The organism is Sinobaca qinghaiensis, from assembly GCF_003610495.1.
GTDB classification, from domain to species: Bacteria; Bacillota; Bacilli; order Bacillales; family Marinococcaceae; genus Sinobaca; species Sinobaca qinghaiensis.
Genome location: NZ_RAPK01000011.1, coordinates 163,756 through 180,134, shown reverse-complemented (window position 1 = coordinate 180,134; position 16,379 = coordinate 163,756). Strand labels below are relative to the sequence as shown.

Sequence of the window (16,379 nt, the reverse complement as noted above, 5' to 3'; positions counted from 1 at the left end):
TTGAATCTTCTAGGCTAATTTACTACATAGCAAGACATACCTGGTTATTAAATCAATTAAAGGAATACATTATAATCTTTAGGGAATCAAATAGTAATAGAAAGGAAAGATGATATTGAAGAAAAAAAACGCTATTTTCCACGGATTGAGTTTTATATTAGGGATTTTTACTTTTGCCGTTTTTTTCGGCGTAGCCACAGCAGCAGATAGTATGCTGACAGGGTTAGCAGTTGGTGCGACTATTAGCTTCTTTTTTCGGTTTACCGTGTATAAGCATTTCAAGAAAGAGAGCATGACAACATTTGATCAAGACTTCGATGGTACAAAAAATCCGATCGTCTATTTTGCTATTTTAACTATCCTTATGACAGGCTTTCTTTTTACCTTTGAAGGATTATGGATGAGTATGTTAATAGGTGGTATCATTGCTGCCGTTTCTTTACTCATTATATTAGGAGGCTACTTCTTCTCGATGACCCAACAAGGGTATCAATTAAAGAAAGGAAAGTGGATCGTCCAAGAGGAAACAAAGGAGTAGAAGTAACGTGTCTCTCATAATCTTTTTCATGTTGTCCAGTATGCTAATGCTCATAGCCGGCTCTTTTCTGCTTCTCTTTACTCAAAAATTAGAAGAAAAAAGGAGAAATAAATAAGCATTCATTTTTAAAAAATTTACTCATTTTCTACATATGTTATTCCGTGATCGCCCCCGATAATGGAAGACTGTATAACAGTAAACACCAGTGAGCGTAATAAAGTATTTAAAATAAAACCGAGCATAATCTAAAAGGGTTACGCTCGGTTTTATCCATTAGGATTTCTTACTTGAAAAGCGAAATAGTTTTCTTCTCTATTGTTTAATTATTTTGCTACTACTCTTACGAGAAGACAAGGAACTGTTAACAAGGAAGGGAATAAATGGTAATATCAGGTGTGAAAAGAGAGAAAAACGTGGGAGTTAAGGAGAATACTCATCAATATTATCCTGTATAAGGAGGCTTATATGAGACCAATATGTCAGAACTGTTCCCGTACCTGGACATGGTGGGACGTGGCCAAAAATTCCTTCAATATTCGAAAATATATAGTTTGCCCTTGTTGCCAGGTAAAGCAGTATCCTACCAGCGGTACAATTAAATTCGATTTTGTTATGTGTTACGCTATTTTTTTCGTCTTTCTGACGATGGTTATCAGATTGGATTCCCTAATCCCACCTATAACGGTGTTAGTCATTCTTTTTGGATGCTACCAAATGGTGTATCCCTTTTTCCACAGATTATCAAATACAAAAGAAGGCTTATTTTAATCATTTCATCCCCAATAATATATAGAAAAGGGGTCAAAGCATCGAAAATACGAACAGCAACAAAGGAAAAAAGATGTACTTTTAGGATTGGAGGTTGAAATAATGAGGTTCAGCTTATGGGATGTATTAAAAACTGCCATGATTAGTCTGGCATGGATAATAATATCAAGTGTACTGGTCATTGCTGTTCTTGGCCATTTTTCTAATGGTCTTGAATTCTCTATTGGAACAATAAGCATCATTATTTTTGTTGTGGTTGTTTTGTGCATCAACAAATACATGATAAAGAAAAATAAGTTAACGTGGGAAGCATTAGGGTTCAGGCGCTTAAAGAAAAAGCAGCTCGTGAAGTTAACATGGCAGATACCTTTGTTATGGATACTTATGATTGCGACCCAGTTAATTTTTATACTGATTTATTTCGGCGGTGATACTCATAATCTCCCCGAGACGCAAAACGGTACCGCTTCCTTGGAAATCAATCTATTTACAATCTTTGCAGTATTTATAGCCATTGCTTTAGTCACGCCACTTATAGAAGAAATTATCTTTCGTGGAGGGATACTACAAGCCTTAAAGACGAAATATAATACTTTCATCGCGATATTGTTGAGTTCGGTTCTTTTCTTACTGGCTCATCCCGTAACTCTCATTATGCCAGCACTGCTTGTCGCGGGACTGTCATTTGGATACTTATATCATAAGTACGATAGCATTTACCCGCCAATTCTTCATCATATGTTTATAAATAGTATTAACGTTATTGCCGTTAGTGCTTTTTCCTTTTTGTAACCTTTCCCTATACCAGGATGATAAGAAAGCAAAAGTAAGTATAAGGTCAATGATATACTGCGATATAGAGTTCTCCGATCTAATCAATCAACTTTAATGGACGTCTGTTATCTTGCTGACCTTACCATTGTCATCTTTGGACCTAAGGAGACTTATATGAGACCAATATGTTAAAAATGCTGGATATCAATGTTTCCAAATGATCGGTTTAAATATAATATAGTTACTATTCTTAAAATCAGTACTCTTTTACAAATAGAAAGGGAGAGATGAGGTGCTTTAAGCAGCCCCTTCTCTCCCTTTCTATTTCATTAGATTCTAATAAGCTCGATTACGTAAAGAAACTATTTAGGGGGGAATGGAATTATTTTAGTTGAGAATGTTACCATGTATCATAGGATAATTTTTACATAGTAAGGAGGTATTGGATGCCTGAATGTCAATATTGTTTTCATACATGGAGTTGGTGGCATGTGACAAAGAAATCGTTCACTATCCGAACTTATATGATTTGCCCGCACTGCCAGACAGAGCAATACCCAACCGCTCGTACGAGAAAACTATCTAGTGGGTTCTCTTTTCTCGGTGTGCTAATGATAGTGCTGCTGAATTTCTTTTTAGGACCATCGGCAGCCTCGATTCTTGCTTTTTTTATCGTCCTGCCTATTTATTTATCGATATTTCCCTGGTACCTGCAGCTTTCCAACGAAGAAGAAGCATTGTTTTGAACCAATACTTTTCTAATCATAGAGGAGTATCTCCTTCTTTTATAAAAAGACTAAGCGGATAGTTAAACTATCAAACGTTTTGGTCTACACCAATAGGGATAACAAAGGATACCATAGGAGACACAGTGGTCGATTAGAACGAACTCTGCATAAGATTAAAAAACCGGTTTAATGTAATGATACAGACAGAAGATTATTATGGGGGGATTTTATGCAATGAGAAAATTTATAAGATCATTCTATCCTTTACATCCATTTGTTTTATTAGCAGGTGTATTAATTATAATTGCCCAAATATGCAGGCTATTTGTTGAAGAAATTTATTTGAGTAGAGGGTATTACCCTGTAGTAATGAACATATCAGTCTTTTTCTTTATCATTGGTATCATCCTAACGTTTAGAAGAGTTGTGAAAAATAGAAAACAGAAATGAAACAAAAAGGAGGAGTTCTATCTATACGTCAAGTGCATATACTTTTCTCCTGGTGATGAATATTGCATTAAGTGGAATGTTCACGTTTTTTATTGTTTCCATAAAAATGACCGGGTTCATCGCTGAAGGGGATGGAGTGAACGACTATGGCATTCTTCTTTCGGTAGGCTGGATTGTGGGATTACTTATGACGTTCTATACCCATAAGAAAAAATCGAAACGGTGGTTTATCCTCACAATCATAGCAGGTTGGCTGCTGCCTATCGCTAATATTTATATTTATGGGTATGTGTCTGATGTAGTGGAACGGTTATTTTGATAGGTTGTTATTATGTGGGAGGATTAATTAAATATGAGATGTGAAAAGAAGCTATCCTATTTGTGAATAGCTTCTTTCTTAAAGTTAGACAATTTATACTACTTAATCTCTACTATACTCCTCTAGAAAATCTGTCAGCCAACTGTCATCATATCCAAAAAGGTAGGAGCCTAAATTGATAAGAAGTACGATGCCTATTAAGCTAAATGTTAATATCATTCTTCTTTTCATGTAGGATTTCTTTTTCTGTTTTTGTTCTCTTTCTTCAATGGGATTAGTGTTACTTTTAAAGATAATATCACCTTTTTTTCTTGATTTATTTTTGAGCTTTATTGTCTGCCGCTAACACAAGAAAGAGCTACTTCTTGTGAAGCAGCTCTTTTTTTGTTCTTAACAGCAACTATATTAAGAGAAGGCATGCTGTCACGGTGTCTTTTCTTTATTTTTGCAGGCCCGATATTATAAAAGGACTCCTAATTATATAGAAGTCCTTCACTCTTATTCCTAATAGCTTATGTAACTAATGTATGATTTAATTACACTATTTTTATCGGAGTTTTAAGTTTTCTATTCTTTTTTCTTTTTAGAGTCATAAAAAGCCCAGATAATTAACCCAATAAAGAAAACTGCTATTACAACAAAGATTTCCATTACTTTTCCACGCTCCCTATTTTTTTATTCTCAAATGCTTTTTGGAAATCGACGATAAGTAAAGCACTCTTTTTCATCCAATTCCTTCTGTCATTAAATGTTTCATTCTTTATAAAGAGGCTCTTGTTTTTTCAAAAGAACAACCAATTTAAATATGGTGCATCATGAAAAGCGTTCCTATGATACATGTATATGTATTATTTGGAGTACAGGCAATAAGATCTTAATTTGATTGGATATTTCTTGTTCTTTGTATGCCAATCCAAATTAAAAGAGCTCCTGCTATGATGTGAAACCATGGGAATGCGTTAGGATCTAAAGTGATTATGGAAAGAAAGACAAGAAGGAATCCAATAATAATTATGATTATGTTAAAAGTTTTAGCGAATTTGAATTCCTCTCTTTTACCCAAAAATAGGTAACTAATAAGACCAATACTAATTCCGAAAAAAATAGAAGAGGGGAGAATAGGTATATTAGACAATATAAGAAATGTACTTACGATTCCTATTAGCAGATAACCAATGATTGGTTTGTTAATGTTTTTCATAATATTATTCTCCTTTAATCTATCCCTTGCTTGTACTAATGTTTTTTTTATTTCTAGTACTTTCCCACAATAAGATAAAACTAATTAAAAGATGTATTAAATAAAACCAAGAAAAATCGCCGTTCATGATTGCTCCTGTCAATTCCGAGGAAGCCATATAAAATAGTATTAAACCCATAACCAGAAATATTCCACCAAGTAAGCTATGAAGGCTAAATTTTTCTCTATAAAAAATAATAATAATAGAGTTTCCAAGTGTAAGTCCTATGACCATATAAAGCATAAAATATGGAACGGAAGGCAAATCAAAAAGAATAAGAAAAAGCCCAAGTATAGTAAGATATATGTAAAAAGCAAAAGGTATGTTTATTTTTTTCAAGATTATTCTCCTTATTCTGGAAGATAACATAAAAAATTACTGTTTGAAATGGAACTGAAATCCAAATCATGACGTTTTATTACTTGTTCTTAATTCGGGTTTTTTTATTTACGGTTTTTTATATGAGTTTTGATCTTATTGTTTATTAATAACAAATAAAATTCCTAGTAATACAATCGGTGGAAGGATAAAGATAAGAGATAAAGCTCCTATAGCAGGAACTAAAAAGATAATTCCTATCAATATCCCTGTAATCATGATAAGAAACGTACTTGGTTGAATAACGTTTTTATTTGCCATTATTAGTCGAAGCAGTATGTTGCAGTATCGCCTGTCTCTAGATTAGTCTCCATAAGCCTACTGGAGTACCGGTAAAAGTGGCTTATCTAGCGCCTACTATAACACCCATTTCTCCACCTCCTATAATGAACCTAACATTATGGAAATTTATTGTAAATACTATAGCCTAAAGAAATAAATGAAAATGACTTTCTGGTATATATAAGATCAAACAAGCTAATATCCGTTCACAAAATTAAATTTTTAGGAACAGGTAAAAATAGCAGGATATTGTCAAGACAATGCGTATTTACAACGCTAAGCAATTTTCTGCACACTGTTCCTATTGTAATTTTATAAAGGTGTTGTTTATAAATCTTTAATAAAAAATGATGAAATTATTGAATTGTTTTTGTGTTTTCGAATAAGAGAGGGTGTTGTACTATGAAGTTAAGTATTATAACGATATTAATACTGATTATAGGACTGGGAGATGCTAAGCAGAGTATGAGGAAGTATATGTACAATTCGGAGAACACGGAAATACAAATGTTGAAAGCCTAGAAGAACATAATATTCCATATAAAATCAAAGGAGATGAAATATATATCCCGGAAGGTGCTGTTGATTATGCCGTAATTTGCTGCTCTTAACAAAAAAGACGCACTTCCTCACGAAGAGGTAGAGGACGTCTTTTTCTTTTTCCATGCTACTTGGTCAGCACTTAACTCGGTTTTCATTAATTCTTCGAAAGCTTGTTTCTCTTTATCTGATTCGAAGAAGCGGAAAGGGACCAGTAATGCTTTATGTGGTCCCATATACAAGAGATACTTATCTTTTCGGATGTGGGCCTTGTACACATCGTCCCAGACAAATGTCCTTCTTCCTTTTTCATGCTGCAAAAATATCTCCTTTGCACTTATGAAATAGGTAATATGCATCCTCTCGGTTGGGTCTTTTTCGTATGTTTTCTTAGCAATTGATTTTTGGAAAGCAAAAACGGCTATGACATATACCAATCCACCGAAAATAGAAATTCCCAGAACGGGAAAGTTGTCACCAAACATTTCTGTGGAATTTGTAAGCATCGCAAATAAGAGCCACATTAATAAAAATAAACTCGCCGTACTGATAAGAAATCTCTTTCTTGCATGAAATAAATTGTACATCACAAATTCTTGTTTACTCACTTGGCCGTGACAATACACTTCATCAATGACATATCCACTCCTTGGCACTATTTTTAATTTCCGAATATAGAATATCATTCCAGTCTAGCATAAGAGAAATTTTGTATCTATAAACGGCAGGCTATCCTTTGTTGTAAAAAAACGATAGAACATAAAATATTTGAAGTACAAGAGGATGATTAATTGACGAACAGTGAATGGGAAGAAACATAGAAGGGTTTTTTCATTGAATAATATTAATCTCCTTTAGGTATAAGGAAGTGTTCGAGCATAATATTCTTTTGAGCTGGTATAATTAATTTGCATAGATTTTCATTTTATCGTCATATACAATAATCATTTTCTTTTTTCGTGCATAAGAAATAAACGGTAGGAGACTCTAGCCATTTATTTTTTTTTGTGCATAAAATGAAAAGGAAAGAACCAATATTATTTCACTTTGACTTCCCGAAGTTTATAGAGCTCGAAAAAGTTATATTTTACAAATAAAAAAGGAGAGAAGAGGTGCTTTTATCAGCCTCTTTTCTCCCTATTTGTATTCGAGCTGCTTTGAATAAGTTGGATTGTGTTAATGACAGGGATTATTGGAGAAATATAGATTTACTGTAATAAGCAAAAAAGGTATAGAAAACGGATTACTATACCAAGATTCCTTGATTGATAATTGAACCAATTTATTAGAATGATATAATATAAGACTCAAAATAAAATGACACTTCACTTATAAAGGGTGATTAGTTGATTAAATTAATATCTACTATACTATCTTGGCTTTTTCTGTTTTTGTCAGTATTTCCGTTTTTCAGTACGTCACTAGGAATAGATTTTTTACTTTTATATAATGTCTTTGATGAATTAACTATTTTTATGCCAATACTGTTTTCTATATTAGGAATATTTTTTGGTGTTTTATCAAAAAAACAGTTTCGTTTCTTTTTAATAAGTATTAATACTTTAATTATGCTTTTACATTTATTGATTATTTTCGCTGGTATTTTTGGTTTTAATGATCCTTAAATATTAAAACAGAGTGGTTGTTTATTTTTTCCCTTTAGAGCTATAGAAAAAGAAAAATTTCTTTTTTAGGGATCATTAAGAATAAACAAAATTCCCATCAAATATCCTTTTCATTATACGTTGATGAGATAGGTTAACATTGCGAAAGAAAAAACCGTGTTCCCGGTATTCCAGTGAGTGGAGGTGCGAAAATGAACAGTCCAAATCTCATGTTATCTTTAGTGATTCTACTTATAGGAACTTCTTTTTTAATACTCTCTTTCATATTTCCAAACGAAATACAAATAGGAGCTTTTATCGCTTGTCTATTCATTTCACTATTTTTCTACATACTTTATAAAAAAGAAAAATCGAAGGCTAGTAAATAAATGAGTGCATGAGTTTACTATGATAATAATACAGTTCCTGTCTTTATAAGATAGTAGGTACGTTTATCATAAGCGTGTGAGAGATAAAGAAATGTTCTCTTTTGTTTTTCAAAAGGGAGGAGGGAACGGATGAATGGGATGGAAGTATTTCTCTATATAGTTCTATTTGAAGTCTTTCTGATGGGTATAGGAGCTATCATTCTGTACCGGATTTTTTCCTTCCACCGATGGATCCTGCTTCCTGTCTGGATTTTTCTTGTTATGGGAGTAGGTATGGGGATATACGGTCTATTTGCCGGAGGATGGGAAGGCATTGCCTGGGGTTTCTTAGGGGGAGCTCTATGTATTGCAGCTTTAGCAGCCTGGCCATTGATATGGTTTGCAGCAAAACGATATCATTCTTTAAAACACTTGTTTTATTTTTTTCTTTTGGATTTGTTAGAGTAGACTTAAAAAGCTCAGTAGAAAATGCTGAATATCAATGTTTCTACATGATCGGTTTACATGATGTTTTTATTATAGATAGATACTGTATTAAAAATTATAACTTTTTTAAAAATTGGAAAAGAAGAGAAGGTGCTTTGATCAGCATCTTCTCTCCATTCTATTCTTTGTCCAACGTAATATCGAAATCAGTAACAAAAACGGCTTGGCCGGTCATTTCCACCTCTAGTGCGTCTTGATTCTTAGAGACTTTGATTCCTACTCGCCCATCCTTTCCTATTTCCTGACCCTGCTCTACTATTAAATGGAGGGGATCTGCTATATGGGTTTGGATGTAGGTAGAAAAATAGGCACCCATCACACCGGAAGCTGTTCCCGTTACGGGGTCCTCGAATGTACCGGAAAACGGGGAAGAGAAGTGGCGGGCATGCATGTCCGCTTTTGGATCGTATGTCTCTGTGCAGAATGGATGCACAGAAGATGCAGGTCGTTCTTTCAAAATCGCAGGGAAGGCTTGATTGTTTGGTTTCATTCTTTGAAAAGCCTCTATGTTTTTGATGGGGAGTAATAAGGTCCAGGCACCAGTGCTTCCGTATAGAATGGGGAAAGTGTCATGGATATCACTGGCATCTATCCCGATAGAATAAGCTAGATCTTCTCGGGATCCTGTGAATTCCTCGAAAAGCGGCGGGGCCTGTTTCATCGTGATAGAGACGTCCCCTGAAACCGTTGATTGAATAGTGATAGGTGAAATGCCGGCTTTCGTTTCCACGGTGAATTCTGTTTTATCCTCCAGGACCCCTTGGGTATGTAACGCATGCATCGTAGCCACGGTAGCATGGCCGCATAAATTCATTTCATGCCTGGGTGTGAAAAAACGTATTCGGAGGTCTGCTGCTTCGGAAGAAACGGGAAAAGCTGTTTCATTAAATCCGACTTTAAAAGCGACTTCCTGCATTTGTGCATCTGATAGTTCCTCGCTGTTTACCACGACTCCTGCCGGGTTTCCCTTATTTGGTTCCTTGCTAAACGCATCATAATGATACACCTTTACGGATTTCATTAACGATTCCTCCTATTTGATCGTTTCCAAAATAATGATACTGTTAAATCAATTAGTAGGATATTATTTACTTCGATTTTTATCCTGCTTAGTATTAAATACTATTTGAGCAATCTGATTTTCATCGTTTTTCTCAAAAATTTTGTATGTTTGCATTCCAAGTTTCTTTGCGATTTTTTGAGAGGGGATATTTCTAAGGGTAGTGTATGAAAATATTTTAGAGTAATTTAGAGTATTAAACGCATAATCTCTGCAGGCAATCGCTGCTTCGGTTGCATATCCTTTGTTCCAATAGTTCTTTTGAATATGAAATCCAATCTCTGGTACTATTTCATTTTCTATTTCCTGCATAGTAATCCCACATTCTCCAATAAATTCATCATTATTTTTTAGAATGACTGCCCATAGGCCATGATTATATTTTTGATAATTATCCATATTCCATTGAATCCAACGTTTTACTTTAACTTCGTCAAAGGTTTGGGGATAATATTGCATCGTTTCAGGATCAGAAAGAATGTTATACAATGCATCTTTATCTTCCATTACTAATTCTCTTAAATAAAGTCTTTCTGTTTCAAGTTTTTTCATAATATATCTCCTGTTTGTCACTTTATTTATGTGAAATACATTACGCTATTTTAGCAGCTTATAACGAAACTATCTTTCTGCTATACTTCATTTCCTTGTTTAATATGTAGCATCACAGCTTCTAAAACGATGTTATATCGTCCTTTGGACAAGCTATTTTTAATTTACATAGCACCGATTGCAATAAAAGCTACGATGGTGACGATGACTACAGCTAAAATTGCTCTTATTATTTCCCCATTTTTCAATCGAGTATAAATATTTCGAACAAAAGGAGTTATCATTAAAAGAATCGCACCGATGATAAGACCAGAAGATTGAATATAAAGAGCTGTCAAAAATAAGATAAATCCTACGATAGCTAAGACTTGAAATAGATAAGAATGCATAATTCACCTGCTTTCTGTTCTAGCTTATTTTTTAGGTAGGTATACATAATAACCTTTTCTTATAAATAAGATCAAACCAGTATAAAAAACATGAGGGTTTTTGATTCATATAATGATTATATAGGGAGTTGTTTAGTTTGGAACAGAGAGTATTAAACATAGAAGAGATTGATCTTTTAGAAAGCTGCTTGATAGAATTAGCTGCTTATCACAATAAAGTATCAACTCATTTTAATAGCATTTATCCGTTAAAACCATATCATGAAACGTTAAATACGATGAAAAAACAAATGAGGGAGTCCTCTGGTATAGTGAATGGTTTGTTGCTGGATGGAGAAATCATTGGATTTTGTAAAATTAGTTTTGAAAGAAAAAGTGGAACGTTAGACTATTTATATGTAAATAAAAAATATAGAAACCGAGGTTACGGTCGTTTATTAATGGACTGGGCCATGAAAGAATTTCAAAGAAATGATGTAGAAATAATTGATTTGAAAATTGTAGCAGGAAACTCAGCAGATAAGATGTATAAAAAATATGGCTTTCAACCGCAGCTAACGGTTATGTCAAAAATCATTGAATAAAGAAGATAATCTATTTTCATAAGAAAGTTGTTTAAAACTCCTGATATGGCCTTTGAGTATGGTTTGATGCAATTATCTTAATAGTTCGGGTGTGAAAATTCAGCAAATAGGCGAAATAATGGAATAAGTCTTATGCAATTATGGACAATTTTATTATTGGAGGAATAACGTGGATATTTTATTTTGGATTTCAGGAGGTTATATATTACTACTCACTCACATTTGGTCTCATGAACTGGGTCACTATACTGTAGGAAGATTCTTAGTAAAAATACCTCAGGAAAATATACGAATCAGGTTATTCCAATATCCGGCCCACGTTGTCTTACGAGATCAACATAAAAACTGGATCAAACCAAATGACGAAGAGGGAGAGTTTATTCGTACCTATTTCACCTATGACCCAGATGGAAAAAGATCGTTTCTGTTCGTTATGGGTGGGTTTATTTTACAAACGATTATTTTTCTTTGTATTGCTTTTTTTATTTATTCTTTTTTTGATAACCCTGGGCTTGCTAATTTTATCGTTGGTGGATCCTTTGTTTTTAATATCGTTTATATTTTTGGAGATATGATGATGTTTTTATGGAAAAAAACCCCTATGGGAGATACCAGCTCTGCCTTTCAATTTGCTCCAATTAAATCCGTTCTTTTTGTTATTAGCCTGATACTGAGTTATATTGTATTGTATGTTTATATTGGATTCTATTAATGTGTGCTATGTAATTAATAATTTCGGATAGCATCCGTTCATTTTATCTTCAAGTATTTGGTGCAATTAGATAATATATGTGAAAAGTCGTCCTAACATAATCAGAGCCTTTTTGTGACCGGCTCTGACAATATATCGAATGCTAATCTATTTTATATATGGAGTTCGTAAAAGTATAATTCTACAAACAGAAAAAGAGAGAAGATGCTGCTGACTGCAGATTTTTTCTCTTTTTTATAGTATAGAAAAAACGTCGGATAACCGCGATTATGTTAAATATTCCACTTATTCTTTTTTATTCTTTCTCCACTGTAATATCGAGTTCAGTAACAAAAACGGCTTGGGCGATCATTTCCGCTTCCTATGAGTCTTAATTTTTAGAAACTTTTATTCCTATTCATTCTTCCTTTCCTATTTCCTAACCTTGCTCTACTATTAAATTTAGGTATCTGCTATATCGGTTTGGAAATAGGTGAAAAATAGCCACCCATCACACCGGGAGCTTTTCCCTTTACGAGATCCTCTAATGTACCGAAAAACGGGGAAGAGAAGTCGCGGGCATGCATGTAAGCTTTTGGATCGTATGGCACTGTATAGAATGGATGTCCAGAAGATGCAGGGAAGGTTTTATTATTTGGTTTCATTCTTTGAAAAGCCTCTACGTGTTTGATGGGAAGAGTCTGTGGTCTCTATCCCGATAGAATAAACTAGATCTTCTCGGGTGGAAGACCTTGATAAGCAGCGGCGGGTCTGTTTCATCGTGAGAGAGACGTTCTCTGAAACCGTTGATTGAATCGTGATGGGTTAAATGCCGGATTTCGTTCATTTTCAAGAATTAAATATACAAGTAAAGGTGGCAGTAATTATGAATGATAGCATCATATTGATAGAGAAGTTTAACAATACCGAAATAGAGAAAAATTTAGTCTGGTTATCTCCACCTAAAGAATGGAAGCTTAATTACAAAGATTCAAACTTAGTTATTAAAACTGACAAGCAAACAGATTTTTGGCAAAAAACACATTATGGTTTTCAAGCTGATAATGGACATTTTTTGTATTGTGAAGTAGAAGGGGATTTTAGAGTAACTACTAAGGTAAAATCCAATCCAGAAAATAGATACGACCAAGCAGGTTTAATGGTACGATTTTCAAGTGATACTTGGTTAAAGACGTCTGTTGAATATATACCAGATGATAATAGTAAACTAGGTGTCGTTGTAACCAATCAAGGTTATTCTGATTGGTCTAGTCAGGAATTTTTAGAAGAACAGTCTTCACTTTATTACCGAATAACTAGAAGAGAAGATAATTACTATGTTGATTATTCGTTAAATGGTATGTCGTGGAGTCAAATAAGAATAGCTCACCTAGCAGAAAAGACAGAGAGTATTATGGTTGGTATTTATGCTTGCAGTCCACAAGGAGAAGGCTACGAAGCAGAGTTCGATTTTATTAAGATTGAAAACATAACTAATGATACAAAAGTTTATTCATAATTTAAGAATATCTTTAATTCTCTTTATCTTGTTAAGGCTGGTCTATTTCCAGCTTTATCGAGCTTTTGGTGAAAAGTATTTAGGCGCATAATAGTGATTGTCATTGAAAAGACTCATAATTCCGCTTATGTCCACTCATGTCCATGGTCTCGAATAAATTTATTATCCTTTGATTCAGCTGGATTATATCTACTTAAAGGAACATATGTATAAAGAGTATAAGCTCGATCCCACATTTTTGGACCAGGGCCAGTATTATCAAAAATCAATGATACCTATCAGTTTTTTCTCACATTAAATAACTAAGTCTGATTTTTGTTAGAAATTCTCAAAAATTTGATAAATGATAATAATGTAATCAAGAAAGAGTCTGAATATAAAAAAGGTCTTTCTCAATAGGAGAAAGACCGCATTAAACAATATAGTAAAAGAACGCTTTATTTCATCAAATCATCTTCAAACCGGTTTAAATATTTTTTCATCAAGTTTTCGCTTAATGGAATCTTATAGTGATTACTGACCAGCTCGTCTTTGTCATTTGGTAGGTATAAATAGTCTATCTCTTTTCGGTATATCTCTTCCTCCGTATCCGATAATTGCACAACAATAGTTTTATAGTCCAGCGTTCGAAATTCCAAAGTTTTGCTTTTAAGATGGATAGACGACACTGCGCCTCTTCCCACAGCAGAAAAATCCTCATTGTCTATATCTACCTGCTTAGCCAGATCATTTATCAAATCCCGAATAAACGCCAAGCCTTCTACTACTTTTCTTTCCGTATCCCGTACATTAAATGTACTTTGCACTCTTGTCACAAATTTCTGGAATTCCATCAGTGAAATTGCCTCCTAGCTGATAAAAATCCCCCTCTTATACGCTCTGTTTACCCGTTTTCCTCTAGAGAAAACCTCTCTGTCAAAGGTGATCACCAAAAAAGAACGATTCCCTACATGTAAAAGACGAGAAGAGTTCTAACAAAAATGTAGGTAGTGATCTCGTATAGCTAAAGTTATTTATTTAGCTGATCGGCTGACATGTGTTCGGTAGTGTACCGGAGAAGAGAAGCCCTAATTAACCTAACTCTTGTGATATTTAAGCTGCATCTCTTTTTCTAGTTACTGATACGGATTGGCGGTAACACCCAGTGTAGAGGAGCGGATCATAGTTGAGTCTTCCAGCAGTTGGAGATCCTCTACGCTTCCCGTAACCACTGCGCCAATGACTTCTACATTTTCTTCCGTTAGTCGGGAGTCCTCTTCTGTTAGATTATTATGAATCCGTTCGTATTCACCAACATATTTCCCATTTTCGATACTCAATCCCGTTTCAATCGTATCAATAAAACCCTCTGCTTCCATGGATGCATCAAATCCGTAGATCTGTGTGGCCAGTTCAGGAGCTCCACTTCCGTTCTGCTCTTCTATTCCTTCGTTTTTACGCTCTATATCAGCAGCGGAGTACGTATCGGTCCAATGCCATTTCACATTGATTTCTTCCGGCATCGCTTCTTCAATCTCCGAAGGGCTGTAGGTCTGATCGAAGGATAAAGCTACTTCCGCTACGGTGTCTTCCGGATAGTTTTCCAACTCCTTTACGCCATTAGCTAATTGATCATACGCTACCTTGGGGTGATAAAAGCTCATCATTCGTTGCTTGGTTTCCCGGTCATATACGTTTACTTGATCTTCGCCTTCCTCTTGCAGTTGAACAGGGGAATGACTGCCGGCGAATCCACTGACGCCGCCAAACAGGCTGTATGTCATGACCTCTTCACTCCAATCCACAGGAATTCCTTCGACTTCCTTGTATCGATTAAATCGCAGAATTCCTTCGAAAAAGCTATTGCCCTGCTGCTGGCTACCGGACTCCTCTACGTTTGGATTGGTGATCCTGTTGAATAACTCGATATCACGAATGGCGTTGGTTTCACTCCATCTCATAATAGAAAGCCAAGAAAAACCCACCAAAATAATCAAGAAAAACAAGACAGAAATGGAGATGAGAATATTCCGAATGATGCTTCTTCTACGGGCTTTTCCAATAATTTTTGAAAACGAATCATTGGAATTATTTGGATCGAACAGCTTGTCTAATTCGTTTTCTTTAGTATTTTTCTTGTCTGCCATAGTTTTCCTACTCCTTTTTATACCGTTTTTTAAATGTTTGCCTGGCTCGAAATAAATAGGTTTTTACCGTTCCCGGATTTAAATTCAACAGTTCTGCCATATCTGCATAGCTTAATTCCATCTCATATTTGAGTAAAAGCAGCTGCTTTTGAAGAGGTGGTAATTGGTCGAGGGTGACCTGGATCTCTTTTCTCATTTCATCTTGTGCAACAAAGTCTTCAGGCAGGAAGGAGTCATCTACAAACTCAAGATGTTCGAAAGACGTTTGTATTTCCTTATTCTGCCGGCGGCATAAATCATAGTATTGATTAATCGCTACCCGAAACAGCCAGCTGTATGCTTTAGTTGGATCGATGGAATCGATATATAGCATCAACTTGTATAACGATTCCTGGACAATATCTTCTGCATCCTTTGGGGCGGCTCCTATCTTTACTAAGTACTTATAGATAACATCTGTTTTTTTATGTAAAGCCCGAACGAATTCTTCCTGTGAATGCAATGATTCCCCTCCCTTCACGTATAAGACTTTTTTCCATCCAAAAAGTTAACACCTTTTCGAAAATTATTAACTGTATTAATTTTTTTGTTTACTAATGAGAAGTATTATACGTTCTTTTATTAGTAGTTTAGAGTTATAAAAAAGTAATGGTCCTGCTATAAGAAAAGCTGGGCTTGATATATATTGATAATTCCTAGATCTTATAACTATTTTTCAAATATAAACCTACCTATCCAATTAAAGGTAATTAGTGTACCATTTTAGTTGGATTATTAAAGGGGGAAATAGCAGTGATAAAAAAAGAGGTAGGGAGGAAATTTTAAGGTTAAATATATCGATCCAGGCAATGAGCTAAGCTGTTAACTTAAGTATAGAAGCATATAAGCGCAATGGATGATCATTGGTTTAATCTTCGCTGGGATTGAAGATATATGTGCTATATAGTTTTACTTTAGAACC

General features: G+C 34.6%; 18 protein-coding genes. 9 read left to right on the top strand and 9 right to left on the bottom strand.

Going from position 1 to position 16,379, the window contains the following annotated elements:
* Positions 1 to 115 precede the first annotated feature (115 nt).
* From ATL39_RS14935 to ATL39_RS14915, 5 genes are all read left to right on the top strand, one after another.
* Positions 116 to 538 carry a hypothetical protein gene (locus tag ATL39_RS14935; protein ID WP_120194170.1) on the top strand — a complete coding sequence of 141 codons (423 nt, stop codon included), beginning with the start codon at positions 116 to 118 and terminating at the stop codon, positions 536 to 538.
* A 465-nt stretch (positions 539 to 1,003) separates the two neighbouring features.
* Positions 1,004 to 1,306 carry a TIGR04104 family putative zinc finger protein gene (locus ATL39_RS17710; RefSeq protein ID WP_120194169.1) on the top strand — a complete coding sequence of 101 codons (303 nt, stop codon included), beginning with the start codon at positions 1,004 to 1,006 and terminating at the stop codon, positions 1,304 to 1,306.
* Between the two features lie 102 nt (positions 1,307 to 1,408).
* Positions 1,409 to 2,098: a CPBP family intramembrane glutamic endopeptidase gene (locus ATL39_RS14925; RefSeq protein ID WP_120194168.1), complete on the top strand. Its 690-nt coding sequence runs from the start codon at positions 1,409 to 1,411 to the stop codon at positions 2,096 to 2,098.
* 428 nt (positions 2,099 to 2,526) lie between these two features.
* On the top strand, positions 2,527 to 2,826 hold the full coding sequence (locus ATL39_RS14920) for a TIGR04104 family putative zinc finger protein (RefSeq protein ID WP_120194167.1): 300 nt from the start codon (positions 2,527 to 2,529) through the stop codon (positions 2,824 to 2,826).
* A gap of 508 nt (positions 2,827 to 3,334) precedes the next feature.
* A complete protein-coding gene (locus tag ATL39_RS14915) occupies positions 3,335 to 3,577 on the top strand; it encodes a hypothetical protein (RefSeq protein WP_120194166.1) in 243 nt (80 codons plus the stop codon).
* 1,220 nt (positions 3,578 to 4,797) lie between these two features.
* Here ATL39_RS14915 and ATL39_RS14905 read toward each other — a convergent pair.
* Positions 4,798 to 5,157 carry a hypothetical protein gene (locus ATL39_RS14905; protein WP_120194164.1) on the bottom strand — a complete coding sequence of 120 codons (360 nt, stop codon included), beginning with the start codon at positions 5,155 to 5,157 and terminating at the stop codon, positions 4,798 to 4,800.
* A 950-nt stretch (positions 5,158 to 6,107) separates the two neighbouring features.
* Positions 6,108 to 6,626, bottom strand: coding sequence for a YcxB family protein (locus tag ATL39_RS14900; protein WP_170146950.1), 519 nt, complete (start codon positions 6,624 to 6,626; stop codon positions 6,108 to 6,110).
* Between the two features lie 1,514 nt (positions 6,627 to 8,140).
* On the opposite strand from ATL39_RS14900, the gene ATL39_RS14895 reads away from it, so the two are divergent.
* The gene (locus ATL39_RS14895) at positions 8,141 to 8,458 is read left to right on the top strand and encodes a hypothetical protein (protein WP_120194162.1); all 318 of its coding nucleotides are present in this window, start codon (positions 8,141 to 8,143) and stop codon (positions 8,456 to 8,458) included.
* 157 nt (positions 8,459 to 8,615) lie between these two features.
* Here ATL39_RS14895 and ATL39_RS14890 read toward each other — a convergent pair whose 3' ends face one another.
* From ATL39_RS14890 to ATL39_RS14880, 3 genes are all read right to left on the bottom strand, one after another.
* Positions 8,616 to 9,518 (bottom strand): PhzF family phenazine biosynthesis isomerase, encoded by a 903-nt coding sequence (locus ATL39_RS14890; protein WP_120194161.1) that lies wholly within the window; start codon positions 9,516 to 9,518, stop codon positions 8,616 to 8,618.
* Positions 9,519 to 9,581: 63 nt separating this feature from the next.
* Positions 9,582 to 10,109 carry a GNAT family N-acetyltransferase gene (locus tag ATL39_RS14885; RefSeq protein ID WP_120194160.1) on the bottom strand — a complete coding sequence of 176 codons (528 nt, stop codon included), beginning with the start codon at positions 10,107 to 10,109 and terminating at the stop codon, positions 9,582 to 9,584.
* A 164-nt stretch (positions 10,110 to 10,273) separates the two neighbouring features.
* The gene (locus ATL39_RS14880; RefSeq protein ID WP_120194159.1) at positions 10,274 to 10,498 is read right to left on the bottom strand and encodes a hypothetical protein; all 225 of its coding nucleotides are present in this window, start codon (positions 10,496 to 10,498) and stop codon (positions 10,274 to 10,276) included.
* A 137-nt stretch (positions 10,499 to 10,635) separates the two neighbouring features.
* Between ATL39_RS14880 and ATL39_RS14875 the strand changes: the two genes are divergently transcribed.
* Both ATL39_RS14875 and ATL39_RS14870 read left to right on the top strand, forming a co-directional pair.
* Positions 10,636 to 11,082 carry a GNAT family N-acetyltransferase gene (locus ATL39_RS14875; RefSeq protein ID WP_120194158.1) on the top strand — a complete coding sequence of 149 codons (447 nt, stop codon included), beginning with the start codon at positions 10,636 to 10,638 and terminating at the stop codon, positions 11,080 to 11,082.
* 169 nt (positions 11,083 to 11,251) lie between these two features.
* Positions 11,252 to 11,794, top strand: coding sequence for a hypothetical protein (locus tag ATL39_RS14870; RefSeq protein ID WP_120194157.1), 543 nt, complete (start codon positions 11,252 to 11,254; stop codon positions 11,792 to 11,794).
* Between the two features lie 452 nt (positions 11,795 to 12,246).
* Here the strand turns inward: ATL39_RS14870 and ATL39_RS17705 are convergent, their stop codons facing one another.
* Positions 12,247 to 12,465: a PhzF family phenazine biosynthesis protein gene (locus ATL39_RS17705; RefSeq protein ID WP_425453035.1), complete on the bottom strand. Its 219-nt coding sequence runs from the start codon at positions 12,463 to 12,465 to the stop codon at positions 12,247 to 12,249.
* A gap of 194 nt (positions 12,466 to 12,659) precedes the next feature.
* Here ATL39_RS17705 and ATL39_RS14860 point away from each other — a divergent pair, with 194 nt between their 5' ends.
* The gene (locus ATL39_RS14860; RefSeq protein ID WP_120194155.1) at positions 12,660 to 13,292 is read left to right on the top strand and encodes a DUF1349 domain-containing protein; all 633 of its coding nucleotides are present in this window, start codon (positions 12,660 to 12,662) and stop codon (positions 13,290 to 13,292) included.
* A 437-nt stretch (positions 13,293 to 13,729) separates the two neighbouring features.
* On the opposite strand, the gene ATL39_RS14855 is transcribed toward ATL39_RS14860, so the two are convergent.
* From ATL39_RS14855 to ATL39_RS14845, 3 genes are all read right to left on the bottom strand, one after another.
* The gene (locus ATL39_RS14855; RefSeq protein WP_120194154.1) at positions 13,730 to 14,125 is read right to left on the bottom strand and encodes a hypothetical protein; all 396 of its coding nucleotides are present in this window, start codon (positions 14,123 to 14,125) and stop codon (positions 13,730 to 13,732) included.
* Between the two features lie 282 nt (positions 14,126 to 14,407).
* A complete protein-coding gene (locus ATL39_RS14850) occupies positions 14,408 to 15,418 on the bottom strand; it encodes an anti sigma factor C-terminal domain-containing protein (RefSeq protein ID WP_120194153.1) in 1,011 nt (336 codons plus the stop codon).
* 7 nt (positions 15,419 to 15,425) lie between these two features.
* Positions 15,426 to 15,920 (bottom strand): RNA polymerase sigma factor, encoded by a 495-nt coding sequence (locus ATL39_RS14845; protein WP_120194152.1) that lies wholly within the window; start codon positions 15,918 to 15,920, stop codon positions 15,426 to 15,428.
* Positions 15,921 to 16,379 lie beyond the last annotated feature (459 nt).